At 68.4% G+C, this 17,482-nt stretch carries 15 protein-coding genes and 3 pseudogenes; 8 read left to right on the top strand and 10 right to left on the bottom strand.

Going from position 1 to position 17,482, the window contains the following annotated elements:
* Positions 1–36: 36 nt before the first annotated feature.
* Positions 37–930, top strand: a complete 894-nt coding sequence (locus ACZ31C_RS22910) for an ABC transporter ATP-binding protein (RefSeq protein WP_465796996.1) — start codon at positions 37–39, stop codon at positions 928–930.
* Complete coding sequence (locus ACZ31C_RS22905; protein ID WP_396752704.1) at positions 927–1,988, top strand: ABC transporter permease; 1,062 nt, start codon at positions 927–929, stop codon at positions 1,986–1,988. The genes ACZ31C_RS22910 and ACZ31C_RS22905 overlap by 4 nt, the downstream gene beginning before the upstream one ends.
* A 182-nt stretch (positions 1,989–2,170) precedes the next feature.
* Here ACZ31C_RS22905 and ACZ31C_RS22900 read toward each other — a convergent pair whose 3' ends face one another.
* From ACZ31C_RS22900 to ACZ31C_RS22890, 3 genes are all read right to left on the bottom strand, one after another.
* Positions 2,171–3,115, bottom strand: a complete 945-nt coding sequence (locus ACZ31C_RS22900) for a GNAT family N-acetyltransferase (RefSeq protein WP_465796995.1) — start codon at positions 3,113–3,115, stop codon at positions 2,171–2,173.
* Positions 3,116–3,184: 69 nt separating this feature from the next.
* Positions 3,185–3,724 carry a ribonuclease FAU-1 family protein gene (locus ACZ31C_RS22895; RefSeq protein WP_465796994.1) on the bottom strand — a complete coding sequence of 180 codons (540 nt, stop codon included), beginning with the start codon at positions 3,722–3,724 and terminating at the stop codon, positions 3,185–3,187.
* A gap of 217 nt (positions 3,725–3,941) precedes the next feature.
* Positions 3,942–4,133 (bottom strand): hypothetical protein, encoded by a 192-nt coding sequence (locus tag ACZ31C_RS22890; RefSeq protein ID WP_387259586.1) that lies wholly within the window; start codon positions 4,131–4,133, stop codon positions 3,942–3,944.
* A 220-nt stretch (positions 4,134–4,353) separates the two neighbouring features.
* Here ACZ31C_RS22890 and ACZ31C_RS22885 point away from each other — a divergent pair, with 220 nt between their 5' ends.
* Positions 4,354–5,229, top strand: coding sequence for a nuclear transport factor 2 family protein (locus ACZ31C_RS22885; RefSeq protein WP_465797021.1), 876 nt, complete (start codon positions 4,354–4,356; stop codon positions 5,227–5,229).
* On the opposite strand, the pseudogene ACZ31C_RS22880 reads toward ACZ31C_RS22885, so the two are convergent.
* Both ACZ31C_RS22880 and ACZ31C_RS22875 read right to left on the bottom strand, forming a co-directional pair.
* Positions 5,137–5,909 (bottom strand): annotated as a pseudogene (locus tag ACZ31C_RS22880) (IS5 family transposase); the annotation flags it as partial. The gene ACZ31C_RS22885 and the pseudogene ACZ31C_RS22880 sit on opposite strands and share 93 nt — an antisense overlap.
* A gap of 68 nt (positions 5,910–5,977) precedes the next feature.
* Positions 5,978–6,895 carry a hypothetical protein gene (locus ACZ31C_RS22875; protein WP_465796993.1) on the bottom strand — a complete coding sequence of 306 codons (918 nt, stop codon included), beginning with the start codon at positions 6,893–6,895 and terminating at the stop codon, positions 5,978–5,980.
* Between the two features lie 1,386 nt (positions 6,896–8,281).
* On the opposite strand from ACZ31C_RS22875, the pseudogene ACZ31C_RS22870 reads away from it, so the two are divergent.
* Positions 8,282–9,112, top strand: a pseudogene (locus ACZ31C_RS22870) (IS5 family transposase).
* A gap of 20 nt (positions 9,113–9,132) precedes the next feature.
* Here ACZ31C_RS22870 and ACZ31C_RS22865 read toward each other — a convergent pair.
* The 4 genes and pseudogenes from ACZ31C_RS22865 to ACZ31C_RS22850 form a co-directional block, all read right to left on the bottom strand.
* Positions 9,133–9,246: pseudogene (locus ACZ31C_RS22865) on the bottom strand (YebC/PmpR family DNA-binding transcriptional regulator); the annotation flags it as partial.
* An 11-nt stretch (positions 9,247–9,257) separates the two neighbouring features.
* Positions 9,258–9,653 carry a PIN domain-containing protein gene (locus tag ACZ31C_RS22860; protein WP_465796992.1) on the bottom strand — a complete coding sequence of 132 codons (396 nt, stop codon included), beginning with the start codon at positions 9,651–9,653 and terminating at the stop codon, positions 9,258–9,260.
* A complete protein-coding gene (locus ACZ31C_RS22855; RefSeq protein WP_465796991.1) occupies positions 9,650–9,862 on the bottom strand; it encodes a type II toxin-antitoxin system VapB family antitoxin in 213 nt (70 codons plus the stop codon). The genes ACZ31C_RS22860 and ACZ31C_RS22855 overlap by 4 nt, the downstream gene beginning before the upstream one ends.
* Before the next feature lie 61 nt (positions 9,863–9,923).
* On the bottom strand, positions 9,924–12,749 hold the full coding sequence (locus tag ACZ31C_RS22850; protein WP_465796990.1) for an ATP-binding protein: 2,826 nt from the start codon (positions 12,747–12,749) through the stop codon (positions 9,924–9,926).
* 198 nt (positions 12,750–12,947) lie between these two features.
* On the opposite strand from ACZ31C_RS22850, the gene ACZ31C_RS22845 reads away from it, so the two are divergent.
* Together ACZ31C_RS22845 and ACZ31C_RS22840 are read left to right on the top strand one after the other, a co-directional pair.
* Positions 12,948–13,778, top strand: coding sequence for a hypothetical protein (locus ACZ31C_RS22845; protein WP_465796989.1), 831 nt, complete (start codon positions 12,948–12,950; stop codon positions 13,776–13,778).
* Between the two features lie 35 nt (positions 13,779–13,813).
* Positions 13,814–14,587, top strand: a complete 774-nt coding sequence (locus ACZ31C_RS22840; RefSeq protein WP_465796988.1) for a hypothetical protein — start codon at positions 13,814–13,816, stop codon at positions 14,585–14,587.
* Positions 14,588–14,654: 67 nt separating this feature from the next.
* On the opposite strand, the gene ACZ31C_RS22835 is transcribed toward ACZ31C_RS22840, so the two are convergent.
* Positions 14,655–15,404 carry a YebC/PmpR family DNA-binding transcriptional regulator gene (locus ACZ31C_RS22835; RefSeq protein ID WP_131053942.1) on the bottom strand — a complete coding sequence of 250 codons (750 nt, stop codon included), beginning with the start codon at positions 15,402–15,404 and terminating at the stop codon, positions 14,655–14,657.
* A 617-nt stretch (positions 15,405–16,021) separates the two neighbouring features.
* Between ACZ31C_RS22835 and ACZ31C_RS22830 the strand changes: the two genes are divergently transcribed.
* Positions 16,022–16,945 (top strand): hypothetical protein, encoded by a 924-nt coding sequence (locus tag ACZ31C_RS22830; protein ID WP_350695082.1) that lies wholly within the window; start codon positions 16,022–16,024, stop codon positions 16,943–16,945.
* A complete protein-coding gene (locus ACZ31C_RS22825; RefSeq protein WP_350695084.1) occupies positions 16,942–17,478 on the top strand; it encodes a hypothetical protein in 537 nt (178 codons plus the stop codon). Before ACZ31C_RS22830 ends, ACZ31C_RS22825 begins: the two co-directional genes overlap by 4 nt.
* Positions 17,479–17,482: the final 4 nt, after the last annotated feature.

The following is a 17,482-nucleotide window of genomic DNA, read 5'->3' as shown; positions in this document are numbered from 1 at the left end:
AGGGCAATCGATGATCACGCTCATAGCGTGGAGAGCGTGACCACGGTACTCCGCCTCGACGGCGTCGACCGCAGCTTCGGCGACCGTCAGGTACTAAAGAATGTGTCCTTCGATGTCGTCGCCGGGCGGATGACCGGCTTCGTCGGCGGCAACGGCGCCGGCAAGACCACCACCATGCGGATCATCCTCGGCGTCCTCGCCGCCGACTCGGGTCGGGTGACGTGGCGGGACGCGCCGCTGACCCGGGAGATCCGGGGGCGGTTCGGCTACATGCCCGAGGAGCGCGGCCTCTATCCCAAGATGAGCGTCCGCGAGCAGGTGGTCTATCTGGGCCGGCTGCACGGGCTGACCGCCGAGGGCGCCCGGCGCGCCACCGACGACCTGCTGGAGCGGGTCGGCCTCGGCGAACGCGGCGACGACCTGCTGGAGACGCTGTCGCTGGGCAACCAGCAGCGCGCCCAGATCGCCGCCGCCCTGGTGCACGACCCCGAGGTGCTGGTGCTCGACGAGCCGTTCTCCGGGTTGGACCCGATGGCCGTGGACACCGTCGTGGCCGTACTGCGCGAGCGGGCCGCCGCCGGTGCCCCGGTGCTCTTCTCCAGCCACCAGTTGGACGTCGTCGAGCGGCTCTGCGACGACCTGGTGATCATCGCCGACGGGTCGATCCGGGCCGCCGGCAGCCGTGACGAGCTGCGGGCCGCGTACACCACGCCCCGCTACGAGCTGGTCGTGGAGACCGACGCCGGCTGGCTGCGGGACCAGCCCGGGGTGACCCTGGTCGACCTGGACGGCGCCCGCGCCGTCGTCGACCTGACGCCCGGCGCGGACGAGCAGGTCGTGTTGCGCGCCGCGTTGCAGCGCGGCGCGGTCCGCGCGTTCCGTCCGGTCACGCCCACCCTCGCCGAGATCTTCCGAGAGGTCGCCCAGTGAACACGATGCAGGCCACCCGACTGGTCGCCGCCCGCGAGATCCGGGTCAAGCTGCGCGACCGCACCTTCCTGATCAGCACGGTCGTCTTCCTGCTGATCGCCGCGGCGGCGACCATCCTGCCGCCGTTGTTCTCCGGCGGGCCGTCCACCGTGGCGGCGACCGAGGCGGCGGCGGCTCCGCTGCGCGCGGCCGGTCTGGAGGTACGCGTCGTCCCCGACGACGCCGCCGCCGAGCAGGCCGTACGCGACGGTGACGCGGACGCCGCAGTCGTCGCCGGCCCGAGGGTGCTGGCCATGAACGACGCCCCGGGCGACGTGGTCAACGCGTTGAGCACCCGGCCTCCGGTCGAGCTGCTGAACCCGGACGCGATCGATCCGTTGCTGGCCTTCCTGGTGCCGTTCGCCTTCGCGTTCATCTTCTTCATCACCTCGCAGACCTTCGGCGTGCAGATCGCGCAGAGCATCATCGAGGAGAAGCAGACCCGGATCGTGGAGATCCTCGTCGCGGCGGTACCGGTCAAGGCGTTGCTGGCCGGCAAGATGCTCGCCGGCACGATCCTCGCGCTCGGCCAGATAGCCCTGGTGGCCCTGGTCGCGGTGGCCGGCATGGCGATCAGTGGCAGCACTGACATGCTCTCCCTGCTCGGCCCGGCCATCGGCTGGTTCATCCCGTTCTTCCTGCTCGGTTTCGTGCTGATCGCGGCCATGTGGGCGGCGGCCGGTGCGCTGGTCAACCGGTTGGAGGACATCGGCGGGGTGTCGACGCCGGTGCAACTCGCGGTGATGCTGCCGTTCTTCGGGGTGGTCTTCCTCAACGACAACCCCACCGCCATGACGGTGCTCTCCTACCTACCGTTCTCGTCGCCGACGGCGATGCCGCTGCGGTTGTTCGCCGGGGACGCGGCGATCTGGGAGCTGTTCGCCTCGCTGGCGCTGCTGCTGGTGGCGGCGGCCGGGTTCCTGCTGGCCGGGGCCCGCGTCTACGAGGGGTCGCTGCTGCGCACCAACGGCCGCACCTCCCTGCGGACCGCCTGGCGGGAGCGCGAGACGATCGGCTGACCGGCCGACCCGCGCCCACGCGCCGGCGTCCCCCTGCGGGGACGTCGGCGCGTCGCCGTCAGCGCCCTCGGGCGAGCGTGAGCTGCGGCAGGGCGTGCCGTCAGTACCCGCGGGCAACCGCGTCGCGGCAGGGCGTGCCGTCAGCGCCCGCGCGCGACCTTGAATTGCGGCAGGACGTGCCGTCAGTGCCCGCGCGCGACCTTGAGTTGCGGCAGGTCGCGGGTGAACTCGCGGAAACCGACGCCGAGGTACATGCTCCGGGCCGCCGGGTGGCCCGGTGCGCCGAGGCAGGCGACCAGCATGCGGCGTGCCCCGGCCGACCGGGCGAGCCGCATCCCGTAGAGCTGCAACGCGGTGCCCAGTCCCCGCCGCCGGAAGTCCCGGTGGGTGCCGACCGGCTCGAACTCGGCGGTCCGCGTCGCCGCGTCCAGCCAGACGATCGCGGTCGCGGCGAGCGTGCCGTCCGGCGTCTCGACCAGCACGTGCAGGTCGGCGCGGTAGGGCCAGGTCCGCTGCACCCGCGCGCACGCGGTCTCGGTGAAGCTGGACCGGTGCCAGGCGTCCCGGTGCGCCTGGGTTAGGGCCGCCACCGACAGGTGCTCGGCGGTACGCAGCCGGAAGCCCTCGGGCAACACCGGCTCCGGCACGTCGACCAACTCCCGCACGTTGAACTGCACCCAGGACCCGGTGTCCGAGCCGGTCTCGGCGTCGAACGCGTACCCGTGGGCGGCCACCGCGGCACGCGACGCCGCGTCCCCGACCTGCACGGTCAACGCGCGGTCGACGTCGCCGGCCACCTCGTCGTACCAGCCGAGGACCTCGGGCAGCAGCTCCGGCCGGTCCGGATGCGCCTGCCAGATCAGGTTGGCCCTGGTGACCTCGCGGAACGTCCCGTCGCCGCGCGCGATCCGGTGCGGCAGGTACGCCCACCCCCACGCGGCCAGCCGGTCGTCAACGAACCACAGCCGGTGCCGCCAGTGTCGGTGCAGGGCGTCGTGGTCCTTGGCCCACCCCCAGGCCAGCTCACCGACGGTCGCCTCACCGTTGACCAGCTCCGGCCGCAGGGCCATCACCTGCTGGGCCAGCCCCTGCATCAACCGCAGCTCGCGCGGGCCGAGATCTGTCATCCGGGCACCCTCGCAGGGCCCCGGTCGGGCTGTCGAGGCATTTCGGTGCCGCCGGGACCGCCGCCGAGGTCAGCAGGGCACGGTGGACCAGCCGGCGGGCAGGCGCGGGGTCGGCCAGGCCGGGTCGGGCCGCCAGGTCGCCCAGGACTCGTCCCACCAGCGTTCCCCGGCGTCGAGGAGGGCGGCGATCCGGTCGCCTTCGGCGCGGATCGCCTCCCCCATCCCCGGGTAGCGCCCCTCCACCAGCCGCTGGGCGAAGATCTCCACATCCTTGAAGACGTACCGGTCGGCGTCCGCCGCCCACCACAGGTCCAGCTCGTGATCGAGGGTGTCGACCCCGATCGGGGTACGCCGGAACGGGTCCTGGAGGTTGACGTACCACCCGGCGAAGACGCGCTGCGGACCGGCCCAGAACACGTCGACCGAGTGGGCCTCACCAGGGCGCTGGAGCATCAGCTTGCCGTGCCCGGTCCAGGCGGTGTGCCCGGCCGTCTGCCACGGGTGCCGCCCGCACGGAAAGACGCCCTCGTCGGGGAAGCCGAACTCGGCACCCGGCGGCAGATAGAGCGCCAGCAGGTCGGCGGAGTCCTCGACGCAGATCGTCGGCACGGCGAACCAGACCTCGCGGACCGGGCCTTGATCACGCTCTTGATCACGCTCGATCCGGGATCGAGTGGTTTCCCCCGCCCGCCGAGACCACTCGATCCTGGATCGAGCGGGTCGTGACGCCGTTCGCGGCACCTCGCCGAGCATGATCTCCCGGCGGACGACCACGTCTCCGGGGCTGAACCGTCCCGTCTCCGTCACCGCTCCCCCGGCGCGCCCGTCAGTCCCCCGCCAGTTCCGGCCGATGCTCCCTGATCCACGCCTGCACATCCGACTTCCGCCAGATCTGGCCCATGATCAGCACCTGGTAGGGCGCCGGGAAGTCGCGTCGGGACGCGATCACCGATGCGCGGGCGCGGCTGACGCCGCCGAGCATCCCTCGGATCTCCGCGATACCCACGAACTCGCCCACATGTTGACGGTAGGCATCCCCGATCGACTCTCGATCGTTAACACTGATCGCTGTTGACGATCGTAGCCACCAGGTGCACGATGAGTGGGTGACCACGCCGAGCACTTCGCCCGATCGTGAGCCGCTGGGTCGGCTGCACCCGGTGTACCGGCACCTGCCCGAGCGGCCCGGCTGGACGTGTCGGGCGTGCGCGCGGGACTGGCCCTGTCCGGCGGCCCGGATGTTGCTGCGGGTCGAGTACGACCTGGACCGGGTGGGTCTCTCCGTCTATCTCGCCAGCCAGTTGTTCGACGCCACCGGCGACCTGTTGCGGCTGACCGAGGGCGCACCACCGTCACCCGGCGAGCTGTTCGACCGCTTCCTGGCCTGGGCGACCCCGCAGTCCTGGCGGCAGCCACCACCCCGGCGACAGCCGCAGGCCGGGCAGCAACCGCAGGCCGGGCGACCGACGCAGGCCAGGCGATTGCCGCAGGCCGGGCGACCGTCCGGGCTGCGGCGGCAGCCGCCTCCACCAGCCGGAATGTCACCCGTGGCTGGTACAAGTCCAGCACCCACCGACCCGAGGAGCAGGATCATGGACGTACGCGACGCGGCCCAACGGTGGGCCGACGCCTGGGCCACGGGCTGGCCCGCCCAGGACGGGGAACGCATCGTCGCGTTGCAGGCCGAGCAGGGCGACCACTGGGCGTCGATGTTCCGCGCCTGCCGGGGCCGCGCCGGGCTGCGCGCCTACGTCGAGGAGTGCTTCGGCGAGGAGACCCGACCGGCCGAGGTCTGGTTCGGCGTGCCACGAGTCGACGGCGACACCGCGACCGTCGAATACTGGGCGATCACCTACCCGTACGACCAGCCGGTCACCCTCTCCGGCTGCACGGTGGTCCGGTTCGACGCCGACGGCCTGGTCATCGAGTCCCGCGACTACTCGCACGCCAGGGAGGGCCGCATCCCCCCACCCACGATGGAAAAGCGCTCGATCTTCGGTTGTCCTGTTGGTCAAGTGTCTCCAGCAGATCAGGGCGCAGCCGAGGGATACGAGGGCGTTGTGAAGGTCGACGTGGCGTTCCCAGCCGATGGCCAGTCGGAACTGGTGCAGTAGTGCGATGCCCTGTTCCACGACGTAGCGCAGCTTGCCGAGGCCCTTGATGTGCTTGCGTCCGCGTTGCGGGATGATCGGCTCGGTCCGTCGCTTGCGACAGGCGTCTCGGAAGCCGGCGCTGTCGAATCCCTTGTCCGCGAGCAGGACGGGGAACCGTCGGCGGGGTGCGCCCCGGCGTCCGACGATCGGTGGTACCGCGTCGTGCAGGTCCACGGCCTTGCTGATGTCGGGCACGTTGCCGCCGGTGGTGATCACCGCGAGGGGTGTGCCGTCCCCGTCGGTGATCATATGATGCTTGCTGCCGGGTTTGCCACGGTTGACCGGGGATGTGCCGGTACCGTCGCCCCCTTTTCGCGTCGATGTACCCGCCGTCGATGACCGCCCTAGACCAGTCGATCCGACCAGCGCCGTTCAACTCGGCCAGCAGGAGCCGATGCAACCGGTCGAACACCCCGCGTCGGTCCAGCGGCGGAGCCTGCGCCAACAAACCATCCCGTAACCGAAACCAACACTTGGGGCAGATCCTCCCAGCCGATACCCGTATGCAGCACGAACAGGATCCCTTGTAGGCAGAGCCGATCCGGCACCGGCTGCGGTCCCGGCGACCGTCGTGGCCACGGGGGCAGCAACGGCTCGACCAACTCCCACAGCTCGTCATCAATAACCCACGGCTTGCCCACGCCGTACGCAACGACCAGAACCCACCACCGTCACGACCATAATCATCGATCAATAATGTTAGGAGCTCTTATGGTCCAGCCAAATCTCGTCCAGCCAAATCTCGTCCCGCCGAGTCGACCACTAGCCGAGACATTGCAGTTCTCACTTGGATCAGTTGCTGGACCTGACTCAATGCCACCTCGTTCTCTTCGATAATCGCCTGCTGAAGCGAGCTCTCCACGTTCCACCAGGTACCGATTAGGTCCGTCTCCTCCTTGCATGCAACGTCCGCGACGGCCACCTCAATCTCACGCGGTGTAATATTCTTGCCGCTGAAGGCTGGGTCATTAATCGCATCGCGCGGAGTCTCATAGTCCAATCCGGCCCTCTCCATGCAGATCTTCCACCCATTGAATACTTTCAGCACCTTCTCATTCTGCTGCGATGCCATCCAGGTGGAATGGGAGAGGCGATCTACGAGGCCTGGGTCAGACGACGGCTGAGCCCTGCCGTTCAAGTAGCGGTTCACTTCCGCGAGGCAACCCCCCTCAGGCACTAATCGACCATTAGCGACGCGCGAGCCTTCGCCTATCAAAATTGCCCTCGCCTCGTCGCTTAGCCTTGGCCGCTCGTTTTGGGCGGCCGCTTCGATGGCACTCGGATGATAGCCATACAACTCGGCATGCCGACCGTCCGCAAGACCATAACGTCGAGCGTTCTCACCGATTTCTGCCGGCAACGCTGGCGCTGCTGAATAACTTTCCCCGAAACTCTTCATGCAATCTCGGGTGAGTTGCACAGTGGCCCTGTAGATCAAAATCCGTTGTTCATGGCTTGGCCGATAGTCATCGAGTGGCAGCGTCAAAGCTACCGCATTAGACAAATCAATTGAATGATCGGCCTTTCGACCGACCTCCAATGGCTCCGCATCTGCTACACAACCACCAAGGAAAAAACCTGCCAAAACTAACGTCAAGGTACGACGATTACGCTTCAATCTCTTCACCCCTGGCAGATCCACCCTTAGCGAGCGCGACACCCATCGCAACCCACAGGACAGCCTGACGCCGTAGTTCAATACGGCGTCAGGCTTTCAGCTTGACCGCGCGGCAGTGTATGGCGGACCGCAAATTGTCGCCCCCACCGCCTTAGGTTTACCTCCCACGGATCTGGCCAGAACGAGGCAGGCCAGTGATCAGGCGGCACCTCTATAGCTTCCCCTGAATCCTCTTGAAGGAACAGGAAACCTCGTTAGTTGTTGTACCGCCAAGACGATATTTTATTGTCGAAGGTGGCACTCATCCACGAAATGGCAGCATATCCGTGATTGTCGAAGCAGCTGCCACCCCACCACGAGTCCGTGCAAAATCTGGTATTGTCGCCAGTCGTGATTCTGATTGAGGAGATGGCGTCGTTAGCGGGCGCACCGTTATTGAACGTGTTGTTATTAAGGTTGGTGTCCGCTGCATTTTGCCCCAGCCAAGATCCCCCATAGTAGGTGTCCTGGAACATGCACACGTTATAGCCGCAATTTGTTGCCAGCGCAGGGGTGGCGACCAGTGCACTGCCAATGACACCAAGTACAGTTCCGGACAGGGCGATTCTCGCGAAATTCACAAACTTTCCTTTCAACCGGAGAGCAGAGCGGCCCGTTTTCCCAACATAAGCTTGCAGGGCTTACACCGTAATCTGAATACCTTACAACGGCAACAGCGAGGAGGAATAAATCCTCTGCACTTCAAACATCCCGCCGCACTTACTTCAAGTGCTAGAAGTGGCATCCAACGACCCGTCGCAGACTTTCTCGACAACCCACGATCTAGCAATCTTCGATGAGGGTGAGCCAAAATTCTTCTGGTAAAGAGAGAACCAGGGGAATCAATTTAATGCAATGTGACAAAGGTCACCCGCGCCACCTTAGCAGCCCATTTAGGGTAATCGAGCCTTTCGCATGCCGGGTCACGGTTGACTTCGACGCCCGGGGCATGTATAGGGGCATCATCGATGCAGCGGTGTCCCGCAGGGCGAGATCTTATCGCCGATGCTGCCGAACATTGCCCTGTCGATCCGCGACGAGCACTTTGGGGGCAGTGGAGCAACTGGACCCAATAGGACCGCGAGCAACGACGCCGCAAGGGCTCTGGATTGGCGGGGCGTCTTAATCTTGTCCGCTTGGAGTTAGCGACTTTCGGCCGGTAGCCGGCAGGGGCGATGTCCATGGCTATCCGCAAAGTTCGTCCCGACTGATGCCGTGGCGATATGCCAGCTTCATTCCGCGGAACGTGCCTGATTCAGAAAGGCCCTCGTATCGTCGGACTGAGGGTGCGGATCCACAACACGGGATCCACAATGGCCACGAGGCGGGGCCAAACGACCCGCTTACCTCTCCGACCTGTCCGACGCCCGCTGGGCGCTGATCGCGCCACGGTTGAAGACCTGGCGTCAGGCCGCTCCGACGCCGGCATCGGAGGACGTACCGCCCACGACCTGCGGGAGATCGTCAACGCGATCCTCTACGTCAACCGCACCGGCATCGCCTGGCGCTACCTGCCCCACGACTTCCCGCCCTGGCAGACCGTCTACGGCTACTTCACCGCCTGGACCGCGGATGGCATCTTCGCCCAGCTCAACTACCAGCTCACCGGGCTGGCCCGCACCAAAGCCGGACGCGCCCCGCACCCGACAGCCGCCGTGATCGACACCCGGAGCGTGAAAACCTCCACCAACGCACCCCCTACCCACACAGGGCATCGACGCCGGCAAGAAGATCGTCGGACGCAAACGAGGCATCGTCACCGACACCCTCGGCCTACTCCTCGCCATCGCCGTCACCGCCGCCAGCGCCAGCGACAACACCATCGGCATCAACCTGCTCGACCAGGCCAAAGCCGCCCACCCCGCCCTGACCAAGACCTGGGTCGCCGCCGGCTTCAAGAACAAGGTCATCCAACACGGCGCCACCCTCGGCATCGACGTCGAAGTCGTCACCAAAGACCCGAACATCCGAGGATTCTCCGTGGTCAAACGCCGCTGGGTCGTCGAACGCACCCTCGGCTGGATCATGCCTTAGCGCCGATTGGCCCGCGATTACGAGGCCCCACCCCACCAGTCCGCCTGCATGATCCACATCGTGATGATCGACAACCTCACCAAACGCGTCACCAACGAAACCACCCCAACCTGGCGAGACACCCAAAGGTGGCATCACTCGCAAAACCCGTGAATCCGACGCCCTCTTAAGGGGCTTTCCTCGAGCACGTCGATCAGCTTGAAGATCTTGCGCGCCCCCTCCTCATCCAGCGGCAAAGTGACGCTGGGAATGAGCGAGGACTCGGCCGACTCGTACTCGAGGTTGGATCACTCGTCGGTCAGGTGATCCGCTCCTGGCTCAGTTGAGGCACGAGCCGGGCGACGATTTCGAAATCCGGGTCCTGATGAAGAACGACCAACTTGAGTCGCATGGCGGTGGCGATCACGAGGTGGTCCGCCACGGAAAGCCCCTGGTGGGCGCTCTGGTTGGCGAGCTCCTGCCGCACTGCCCGCACCACCTGCCAGGCATCGTCCGGGACGGGAACCCACGGGTAGACGTCACGCAGGGCACGCTCGACCCGCTCGTACGCCTTGGCGTCGGCGATGGTCAGGGTCTCCACGAGCACCGGGTCACAGATCGCGATGAGGCCGCGACTCGCCAGCTCGGACCACTGCGGTTCGGTCTGGCGGCGCACGATCCGGACCAGGGCGCTCGTATCGATCAGGTACTTCACCGGTCGAGTTCGTCGAGTCGATCGAAATGGAAGCCACCAGACTCGGCGATGTCCTCCAGGTCGGCCAGGGCCTGCTGTCGCCGCTCACGACTGGCCTCCACCGCCTGCCGAAGGGCCTCCGTCACCGTCTCCTTCTTCGTGGCGGTCCCCAGAGCCGCCGTCGCCTCCGCCAACAGATCCTCATCAAGGTCCAGCAGGGTCTTGGCCATGAGATACACCTCCCAAGCAACAATATATCCGAGGTTGACATATATCCGCGCCCGGTGCGTACTAGGGGGTCGGGGTGTCGCCGGTGAGGCGGGCGGCCAGCTCGGTGCGCGAGCGTACGCCCAGCTTGCCGAAGATGCGGGCCAGGTGTGACTCGACGGTGCGGCGGCTGAGGAACAGGCGCGAGGCGATCTCCTGGTTGGTCAGGCCGGCGCGGACCAGCTCGGCGATCTCCCGTTCCCGCGCGGACAGCGTGGTGGCGCTGCCGGTCGCCGCCGGGCGGGGATCCCGCTTCGGGCGGGAACCGATCGCGGCCGCGTGCCGGGCCAACACCGACGACAGCCAGCTCGCGCCGCAGCTCTCGTACCCCTCCTGGGCCTGCCGGAAGGCGTCCCGGGCGGCGGCCGAACGACCGTCGCGGGCGGACGCGATGCCGGTCAGGTGGCGGGCCAGCGCCTCCTCGACCGGTGCCCGGGCGGCGGCCAGTCGCGTGGCGGCGGCGTCGGCCAGAGCGGCGGCCTCGTCGTGCCGGTGGGCGGCGGTGGCCACGTACGCCTGCGCGTAGCCGGCCCAGCCCTGTTCGTAGGCGAGCCCGGCGGCGTCGGCCAGCGCGGCGGCGCGGGCGGCGAACCGGTGGGCCCGGGTGGTGTCGCCGGAGCGGGCCAGGGCGATCGCGTGCACCACGTCCCGGGGTACCGCGATCGGCGGCCCCGGTTGCCACGGTGCCGGGTCGGCGACGATCTCCAGGCACGACTCCGGCCGCCCGGCGGCCAGGTGGGCGACGGCCAGGTTCAGCCGGCCGACCCGCCGCCACATCCGCGAGCGCGGCCAGTCTCCGGCGGTCAGCCGGCCGACGACGGACGGGCCGGCGGTCAGCAGCAGCGGGCGCAGCGCGACCGCCTCCGCCATGGCCCGCATCTCGACGCTGCCGACGCGGCGGGCGAGCGCCACCGCCTCCTCGGCGAGGTGCACGGCCGTCTCCAGGTGACCGAGTCGCGTCAGCAGCGCGACGCGCACGACCAGCAGGTACGGCACCGCGCTGCTGTCCCGGACGCGCTCCACGACGTCGGCGGCGCGGTCCAGGTGATGGGCGGCGGCGGTCACCTCACCCAAATGCAACCGCACCCAGGCCAACGGGCCGAACAGCTCCACGTGCGGGCGTAACGCCGCGTTCGTCTCGCTGTCGACCAGCTCGGCGGCGTGTGCCGCGTCCCGCCGGGCCGCGTCCAGCTCTCCGGCGTAGAGGCGACCGAAGGCCCGCAACGCGTACGCGGCGGCGGACAGCGGCGGGCGGTCCCCGGCCAGCAGGGTGATCGCACGGTCGGCGTGGCCCACGGTGGTGTCGTCGTCCTCGCCGAGGGCGGCGATCGCGGCGAGTTCCACGTGGAGTTTCCCGGCCGAGGTGCGGGGCAGCCGCGCATCGGCGAGTTGGGCCGTGACCAGGGTCGCCGCCTCGTCGATGTCGCCGCGCAGGCGGGCCACGACCGCGCGGAACGCCGCCGCCTCGGCGCGTACGCGATCGTCGCCGTGCGCCAGTTCACGTAGGACGTCCCGGCTGCGTTCCAACTCGCCGCTGAGGCCCAGCGCCCGCGCGTACTGGAGCAGCACGGTCGGTCGGCGCCCCCCGAGCAGATGCCCTTCCGGCAGCAGGCGCAGTGCCGCGCCGAGCCAGCGGGCCGCCTGGGCCGGTGCGGGATAGGTGAAGGCCAGCCCGGCGTCGATGAGGCTCTCGGCCGCCGCCTCGTCGCCGGGTTGCGCCGAACGTTCGGTGTGGTGCGCCAGCACCTGCGGCGGCCCGTGGTGGGCGCGCAGGTGGGCCGCGGCGCGGGCGTGCGCGGTGACCCGCCACGCCGGCCCGGCCGACTCGTGCGCGGCGGCACGGACCAGCGGGTGCCGGAACCGCAGCCGGGCCGCGTCGACGTCCATCAGTCCGCGCCGGTGCAGCTCGTCGGCGGCGGTCACGACGGCGTCGGTCGACACCTGGGCGACCTGCGCCACCAGCCCGATGGAGGCGTGGTCACCGGCCACCGCCGCCGCGTAGGCGACCCGGCGGACCGGCTCGTCCAGGTCGGTGATCTCGCGGGCCAGTCCGGTGAGGACGTGCCGCTCCGAGACGTCCACGTCGTCGTTGTCCACCAGCGCGGCGAGCGTGTCGTCGCGGCACCGGGACAGCTCCTGGACATAGAGCGGGTTGCCGCCGCTGGCGCGGGAGATGAGGGTCCGACGGCGGCGCGGCACCCCCGGCAGCAGCGCGTCGATGTCGGCGGGGCCGAGGCGGGGCAGGTTGATCCGGGTGGCGGCCGGGCCGAGGTGCACGATCGCGTCGGCGACCCCGGACGGAGGCTGCTCGCAGCGGAAGGCGACCGCGACCAGCGCCGGACGGCGGGGTGGTTTCCGGATCAGGTACTCGGTCAGCTCCAGCGACGGCTCGTCCGCCCAGTGCAGGTCGTCGAGGAGCAGCGCGACACCGGGCGCCCGGACGCCGTCGATGAGTCGCCGTACCGCCGCGTAGATCCGGGCCCGGCCCACCGACGAGGTCGCGCCGTCGCGGACCGGCCGCCCGGTGAGCGCCCGCGACACCACCTCGCCGTCCTCCGCCGCCCCGCCGGCCGTGACGAGCGGCTCCAGCACGTCGGCGTACATCGCGAAGGGCACGTCGCGCTCGAACTCGGCGGCCCGGCCGTCACAGACCAGCAACCCGGCGGCGCTCGCCCGCTCCGCCAGCACCCGCAGCATGCTGGTCTTGCCGATGCCCGCCTCGCCGCAGAGGTTGACCGCCGCGAACTCCCCGCCGGCCACGGCCGAGACGGCCGCGTCGAGCGCCACCAACTGACCGGTACGCCCGACCAGGTGCGCCGCCGCACCGTCGCCCGACGGACGTACGGCCACGGCGCCTCCCCAGACTCGTGCCTCGCGCAGAGTTTAGACGCCGGTCCATGTCCTCGGGCACCACCACGACGAGTCCGACGACTGTCGTCCGGCACCACCTCACCGAATCCGGAGTTTGCGTAATTCCACGGATACCGCGCGCCTGTCCCGAGGCGGAGGCTGATCGTCATCGATCGGTCAGGAGCGAGGAGGAACGGAGTGCGGAGAACGAGAACTCTTCTCCACGGGGTCGTCGCCGTATCACTGGGCCTGGGCACGGCCATACCGGCAGCCCCGGCGGCGGCGGGACCGCCGCCGACCAGGGCACAGGTCGCCGACAACACCGACTACGGGGCAATCATCGACATCCTCCTCGCCGCCGCCGAGATGGGGCAGGACGGTGTCTACACCCCGCTGGAGATCAGCCGCCTCATTCAACAGCTGATCGGGGCGGTCAACGGCGCGAAGGTCGACCTGCTCACGCGCCTCAACAGTGAGGTCACCAACGACATCCGGGCCAGGACCGAAGCCGCCGTGACCAAGGTCGAACTGCTGCGGGTCCCGTGGGCCGCCGGGCCCGCGATCAACAGCACCCACGACGCCGCGTACGTGGCCAAGAACCACCTGCGGACGGTCCACGAGGACGACAACGCCCTCGATGCCGTGGGCCGGGCGATGATCGTCCTGTTCACGCAGCTGGAAGCCGCCTACCTCATGGTCGACGCCGAGGACGGCACGAACCTCGCGGCGGCCCAGCGCCCCTACTTCCGTCAGGGCCTGGAGTACCTCATCCAGGAGATGCGTCGGGAGTGCCCACCACAGGGCAACCCCAACGCCGGTGTCAGCACGTACTCCTGCTCGTTCGGCGGCCGGTCGATCTACGTCGACTACTACCCGCTCACCAACACGCATCGCATCAACGGCGGCCCGATGATCCAAGGGTCGATCACCAAAGAGGCCGTGGCGGAGATGTTGATGCGTGACACCGCGCTGCCGCTCGCCCAGCGGACCCTGGACCTGTTGATCAGCCGCGGCGTTCCCCTGCCGTGAAGACCCCCGCCTCTCCCAGGAACGAAGGTGCGTCCATGAAACACCGAATCGTCACCGGAATCGTCGCCGCGACCACCGCGATGGTGCTCACCGTGTCCGGCACCGCCCAGCCTGCCCGCGCGGCGATCCCGTGGCCCCAGATCATCACCGCGGTGGCCACGCACCTGCTGAGCAGCAGCGGCGGCGGGGGCCTCGAACAGGCCAAGCGAGAGATCATCGCCGCCGTCGAGAACTCCAAGCAGGAGATCCTCAACCACATCGACGCGATCGCCGCCGCCGACGTGGAGGCGTGCACCGAAGCCGCCGTCACCAAGATCGCGCAGATCGACAGCATGCCGGGAAGCCTGCTCGGCCCGTTCGTCAACGGCGCGGTGGACTGCGCCGCGCTCTCCAACGCCTATCTGAACGCCGTGCAGGACCCGCGCGCCGCCGACAACATCGGCAAGCTGATGGGGGTCATCTACTCGATCGCCATGGTCGCCTTCGCCAAGTACAACCTTCCCGTCAACGACCTGCTCAACAGCCTCATCCGGGGCTACGAGAACCTCGTCGTCAAGCTCGCCCCGACCTGCCGGGACGACACCATCCGGGAGTACGACTCACTCGGCCGGCTGGTGACCGTCGAGATCACGCACACCTGCGTGGCGTACAACGGCGACTCCGCCAGCGGCACGGAGATCTATTACCTGGGCCGACCGGTGAGGACCATCGACCGAGCCCTGATCAACAAGAACGCCACCCGGAACACGAGCCGCTGGATCGCCCAGCAGTCGCTGCCGACCCTGATCCCGCTGCGGCCGGTGGCCTGAACGCCGGACGGCCCGTCCCCGTTGATCGGGGGCGGGCCGTTCCGGTGTGCGCCGGTCGGTCGGCAGGTCAGCCGACCGCCTCCATCACCTCGTCGCTGACGTCGAAGTTCGCGAAGACGTTCTGCACGTCGTCGCTGTCCTCCAGCACGTCGATCAGCTTGAAGATCTTGCGCGCGCCCTCCTCGTCCAGCGGCACGGTGACGCTGGGGATGAGCGAGGACTCGGCCGACTCGTACTCGATGCCGGCGTCCTGGAGCGCGGTCCGCACGGCGATCAGGTCACCCGGCTCGGAGACCACCTCGAACGCCTCACCCAGGTCGTTGACCTCCTCGGCGCCCGCGTCGAGGACCGCCAGCATCACGTCGTCCTCGGTGGTGCCCGCCTTCGGCACGATCACCACGCCCTTGCGGGAGAACATGTACGACACCGAGCCGGCGTCGGCGAACGAGCCGCCGTTGCGGGTCAGCGCGGTGCGTACCTCGGTGGCGGCGCGGTTGCGGTTGTCGGTCAGGCACTCGATGAGCAGCGCGACGCCGTTCGGGCCGTACCCCTCATACATGATCGTCTGGTAGTCGGCGCCGCCGGCCTCCAGGCCGGAGCCGCGCTTGACCGCCCGGTCGATGTTGTCGTTCGGGACCGAGCTCTTCTTGGCCTTCTGGATCGCGTCGAAGAGGGTCGGGTTGCCGGCCGGGTCACCGCCACCGGTCCGCGCCGCGACCTCGACGTTCTTGATCAGCTTGGCGAACATCTTGCCGCGCTTGGCGTCGATGACCGCCTTCTTGTGCTTGGTCGTCGCCCACTTTGAGTGGCCGGACATCTGTTACCTCCGTTGCTACCCGCCGTCTGCATCGACCGCACCGCGCACGCCCCGCTCCGCACCCGCGCACGCGGTGGTGCCGGTCAGCTCTGGTGGAAGCCGTGGCGGCCAGAAGGCCCTGCCGAATCTCGACAATCCTACCGACGCGCGGCGGGTGGTCGTCACCCGCCGCACGTCGGCCGCCGGCCTGATCTCCCCCGAGCTTCACAGATCAGACAAAAGCCATTCACCTGCCGGTACGTGCCCGCGACCACCTGCCCGCCGACGCCACCTGCGCCGACGCGTTGGACCGCCTGCTGGGCCGACGTCCCGGCGCCCTGCGCTCGGTGGCCGGCTGAGTCCGACGCCCTGCACCCGTCGCGGGCTGGTTCGGCGCCCTGCCGACAGCGGGCAGCACCGCTTCCTGGCGGCTTTCTGACAGAAATGGCGGGGGTCGTCGACGGCGCGTACCACAATTCCCCTAAAACCGCCCGACGGTAGCCCTCGGCACATCCGGCAATTGCCGAGGATCCGCCGAACAGCCATTCTTCCGGCTCCGGGGCGCGCCTTTTCCGGCTGGCCCGGGTGCCACACACTGGCGCTGTCGTGAGCAGTCGACCGCACCCCGGAGGCGATACGTGCTGGAGGATTTCGAGGAATTCGGCCGTGACCTGCCGATGATCGGCAAGGGCGGCGTCAGCGCGCTCAACAAGTTCTCGCTCATGGTGGAACTGCCGTACGCACAGGATCTCGACCTGCCGCCCGAACGCAAACGCGCGGTGGGGGCCCGGTTGTACCGCAGCGTCGCAGAGGTGCTGGAGGCCGCCGAACTGTACTCGGTGCAGCACCTGCGGCTGGACTGGTCCGACGGCAACATCGGGATCGTCTACGACGACTCGTCCTTCGGCTTCCGGATGGCGATCCGGCGCGACCTGCGCATCATCCTCGAACGGCCCGGATCGTCGCTGCGCCTCTTCCACAATTGGTACCGCGTGTTCATGCCCTACATCCAGGGGCTGGTGTCGCGAATCGCGATCGACCTGTCCGACATCCTGCATTCCGATTTCGACCTCCAACCGATCCGGACCAGTTACCTGTTCTCCCTGCTCACCTACGATTTCATTCCGGTACGCGCACCCCGCCCGGTCAGCAGCCACCAACTGATCGGCAACCTGTTGTCGCACCGCCCCGGCGAGGACGGCCGATTCCTCTCCGTGCCCAGTGGTGGCGCCGCCGGTCCGCTGCGCACCGGCCGACTCGACGTGGAGATCTCCAACTTCCGCGAGGTCGCCCCCGACGTGCACGTACGCGAGATCTACGACATCCAGGCCCCCTCGAACCAGGGCTACCGCGGCATCTGGCTGGACTTCTACTGCATCTCGGAGACCGTCGGCGACGGTGACCCGGCCCTGGAGTCGCGCATCGCTCCACGGCCCGAGTTCCTGCTGGAGCAGTACACGGTCCCGTACCGCGACTTCTTCCGGGACCGCGTCGTCAAGGGCTTCCTGGCCGACTTCTTCAAGGACTGCGAGTTCTCCTGCGCCGTCGGGACGATGCCGTGACGCAGGAGACGCTCAACGTCATCCAGTTCGCGGGCCTGGTGGCCACCTTCGTGTGCAGCATCGTCGCGCTGTTCCTGTCCTGGCAGAACAACCGCTCCTCGGATCGGGAGGTGCGGGTGGCCGCCGAACAGCTCCGGGCCTCGATCATCCCCGTTCCGATGATCCAGGACTCCCGGCTGACCTGGCGCGGGCAGGCCCTGGTGGTGCTCTCCGTTCGGCTCCGTAACGTCGGGTCGGGGCCGATCCTCGGCATCCAGATCACCGGCATCCGGATCGACCGCACCAGCCTGGCCTTCGAGGCACTGAGCGCCCCGAAGGCGGACGTCGTCATGCCCACCACCGACGTCGAGCAGCGGCTCCGCTTCGTCGACCCACCGCAGGTCGCGCAGCCGAGTCTGGTGCTCGTCGAGATCGAGTACTTCGACGTGCTGGGCAACCACTACCAGCAGCCGCTGCCGTTGACGGTCGTCTCCGGCACCGGCAGCGGCGCCATGGCCGGAGTCCGTCCCGCCCGCATCAGCCGGAACCCCTAGAGAG

This window comes from Micromonospora sp. NPDC023869 (genome assembly GCF_055559695.1).
The sequence above is the reverse complement of the archived record's forward strand: the minus strand, read 5'-3'. Positions and strand labels throughout refer to the sequence as shown.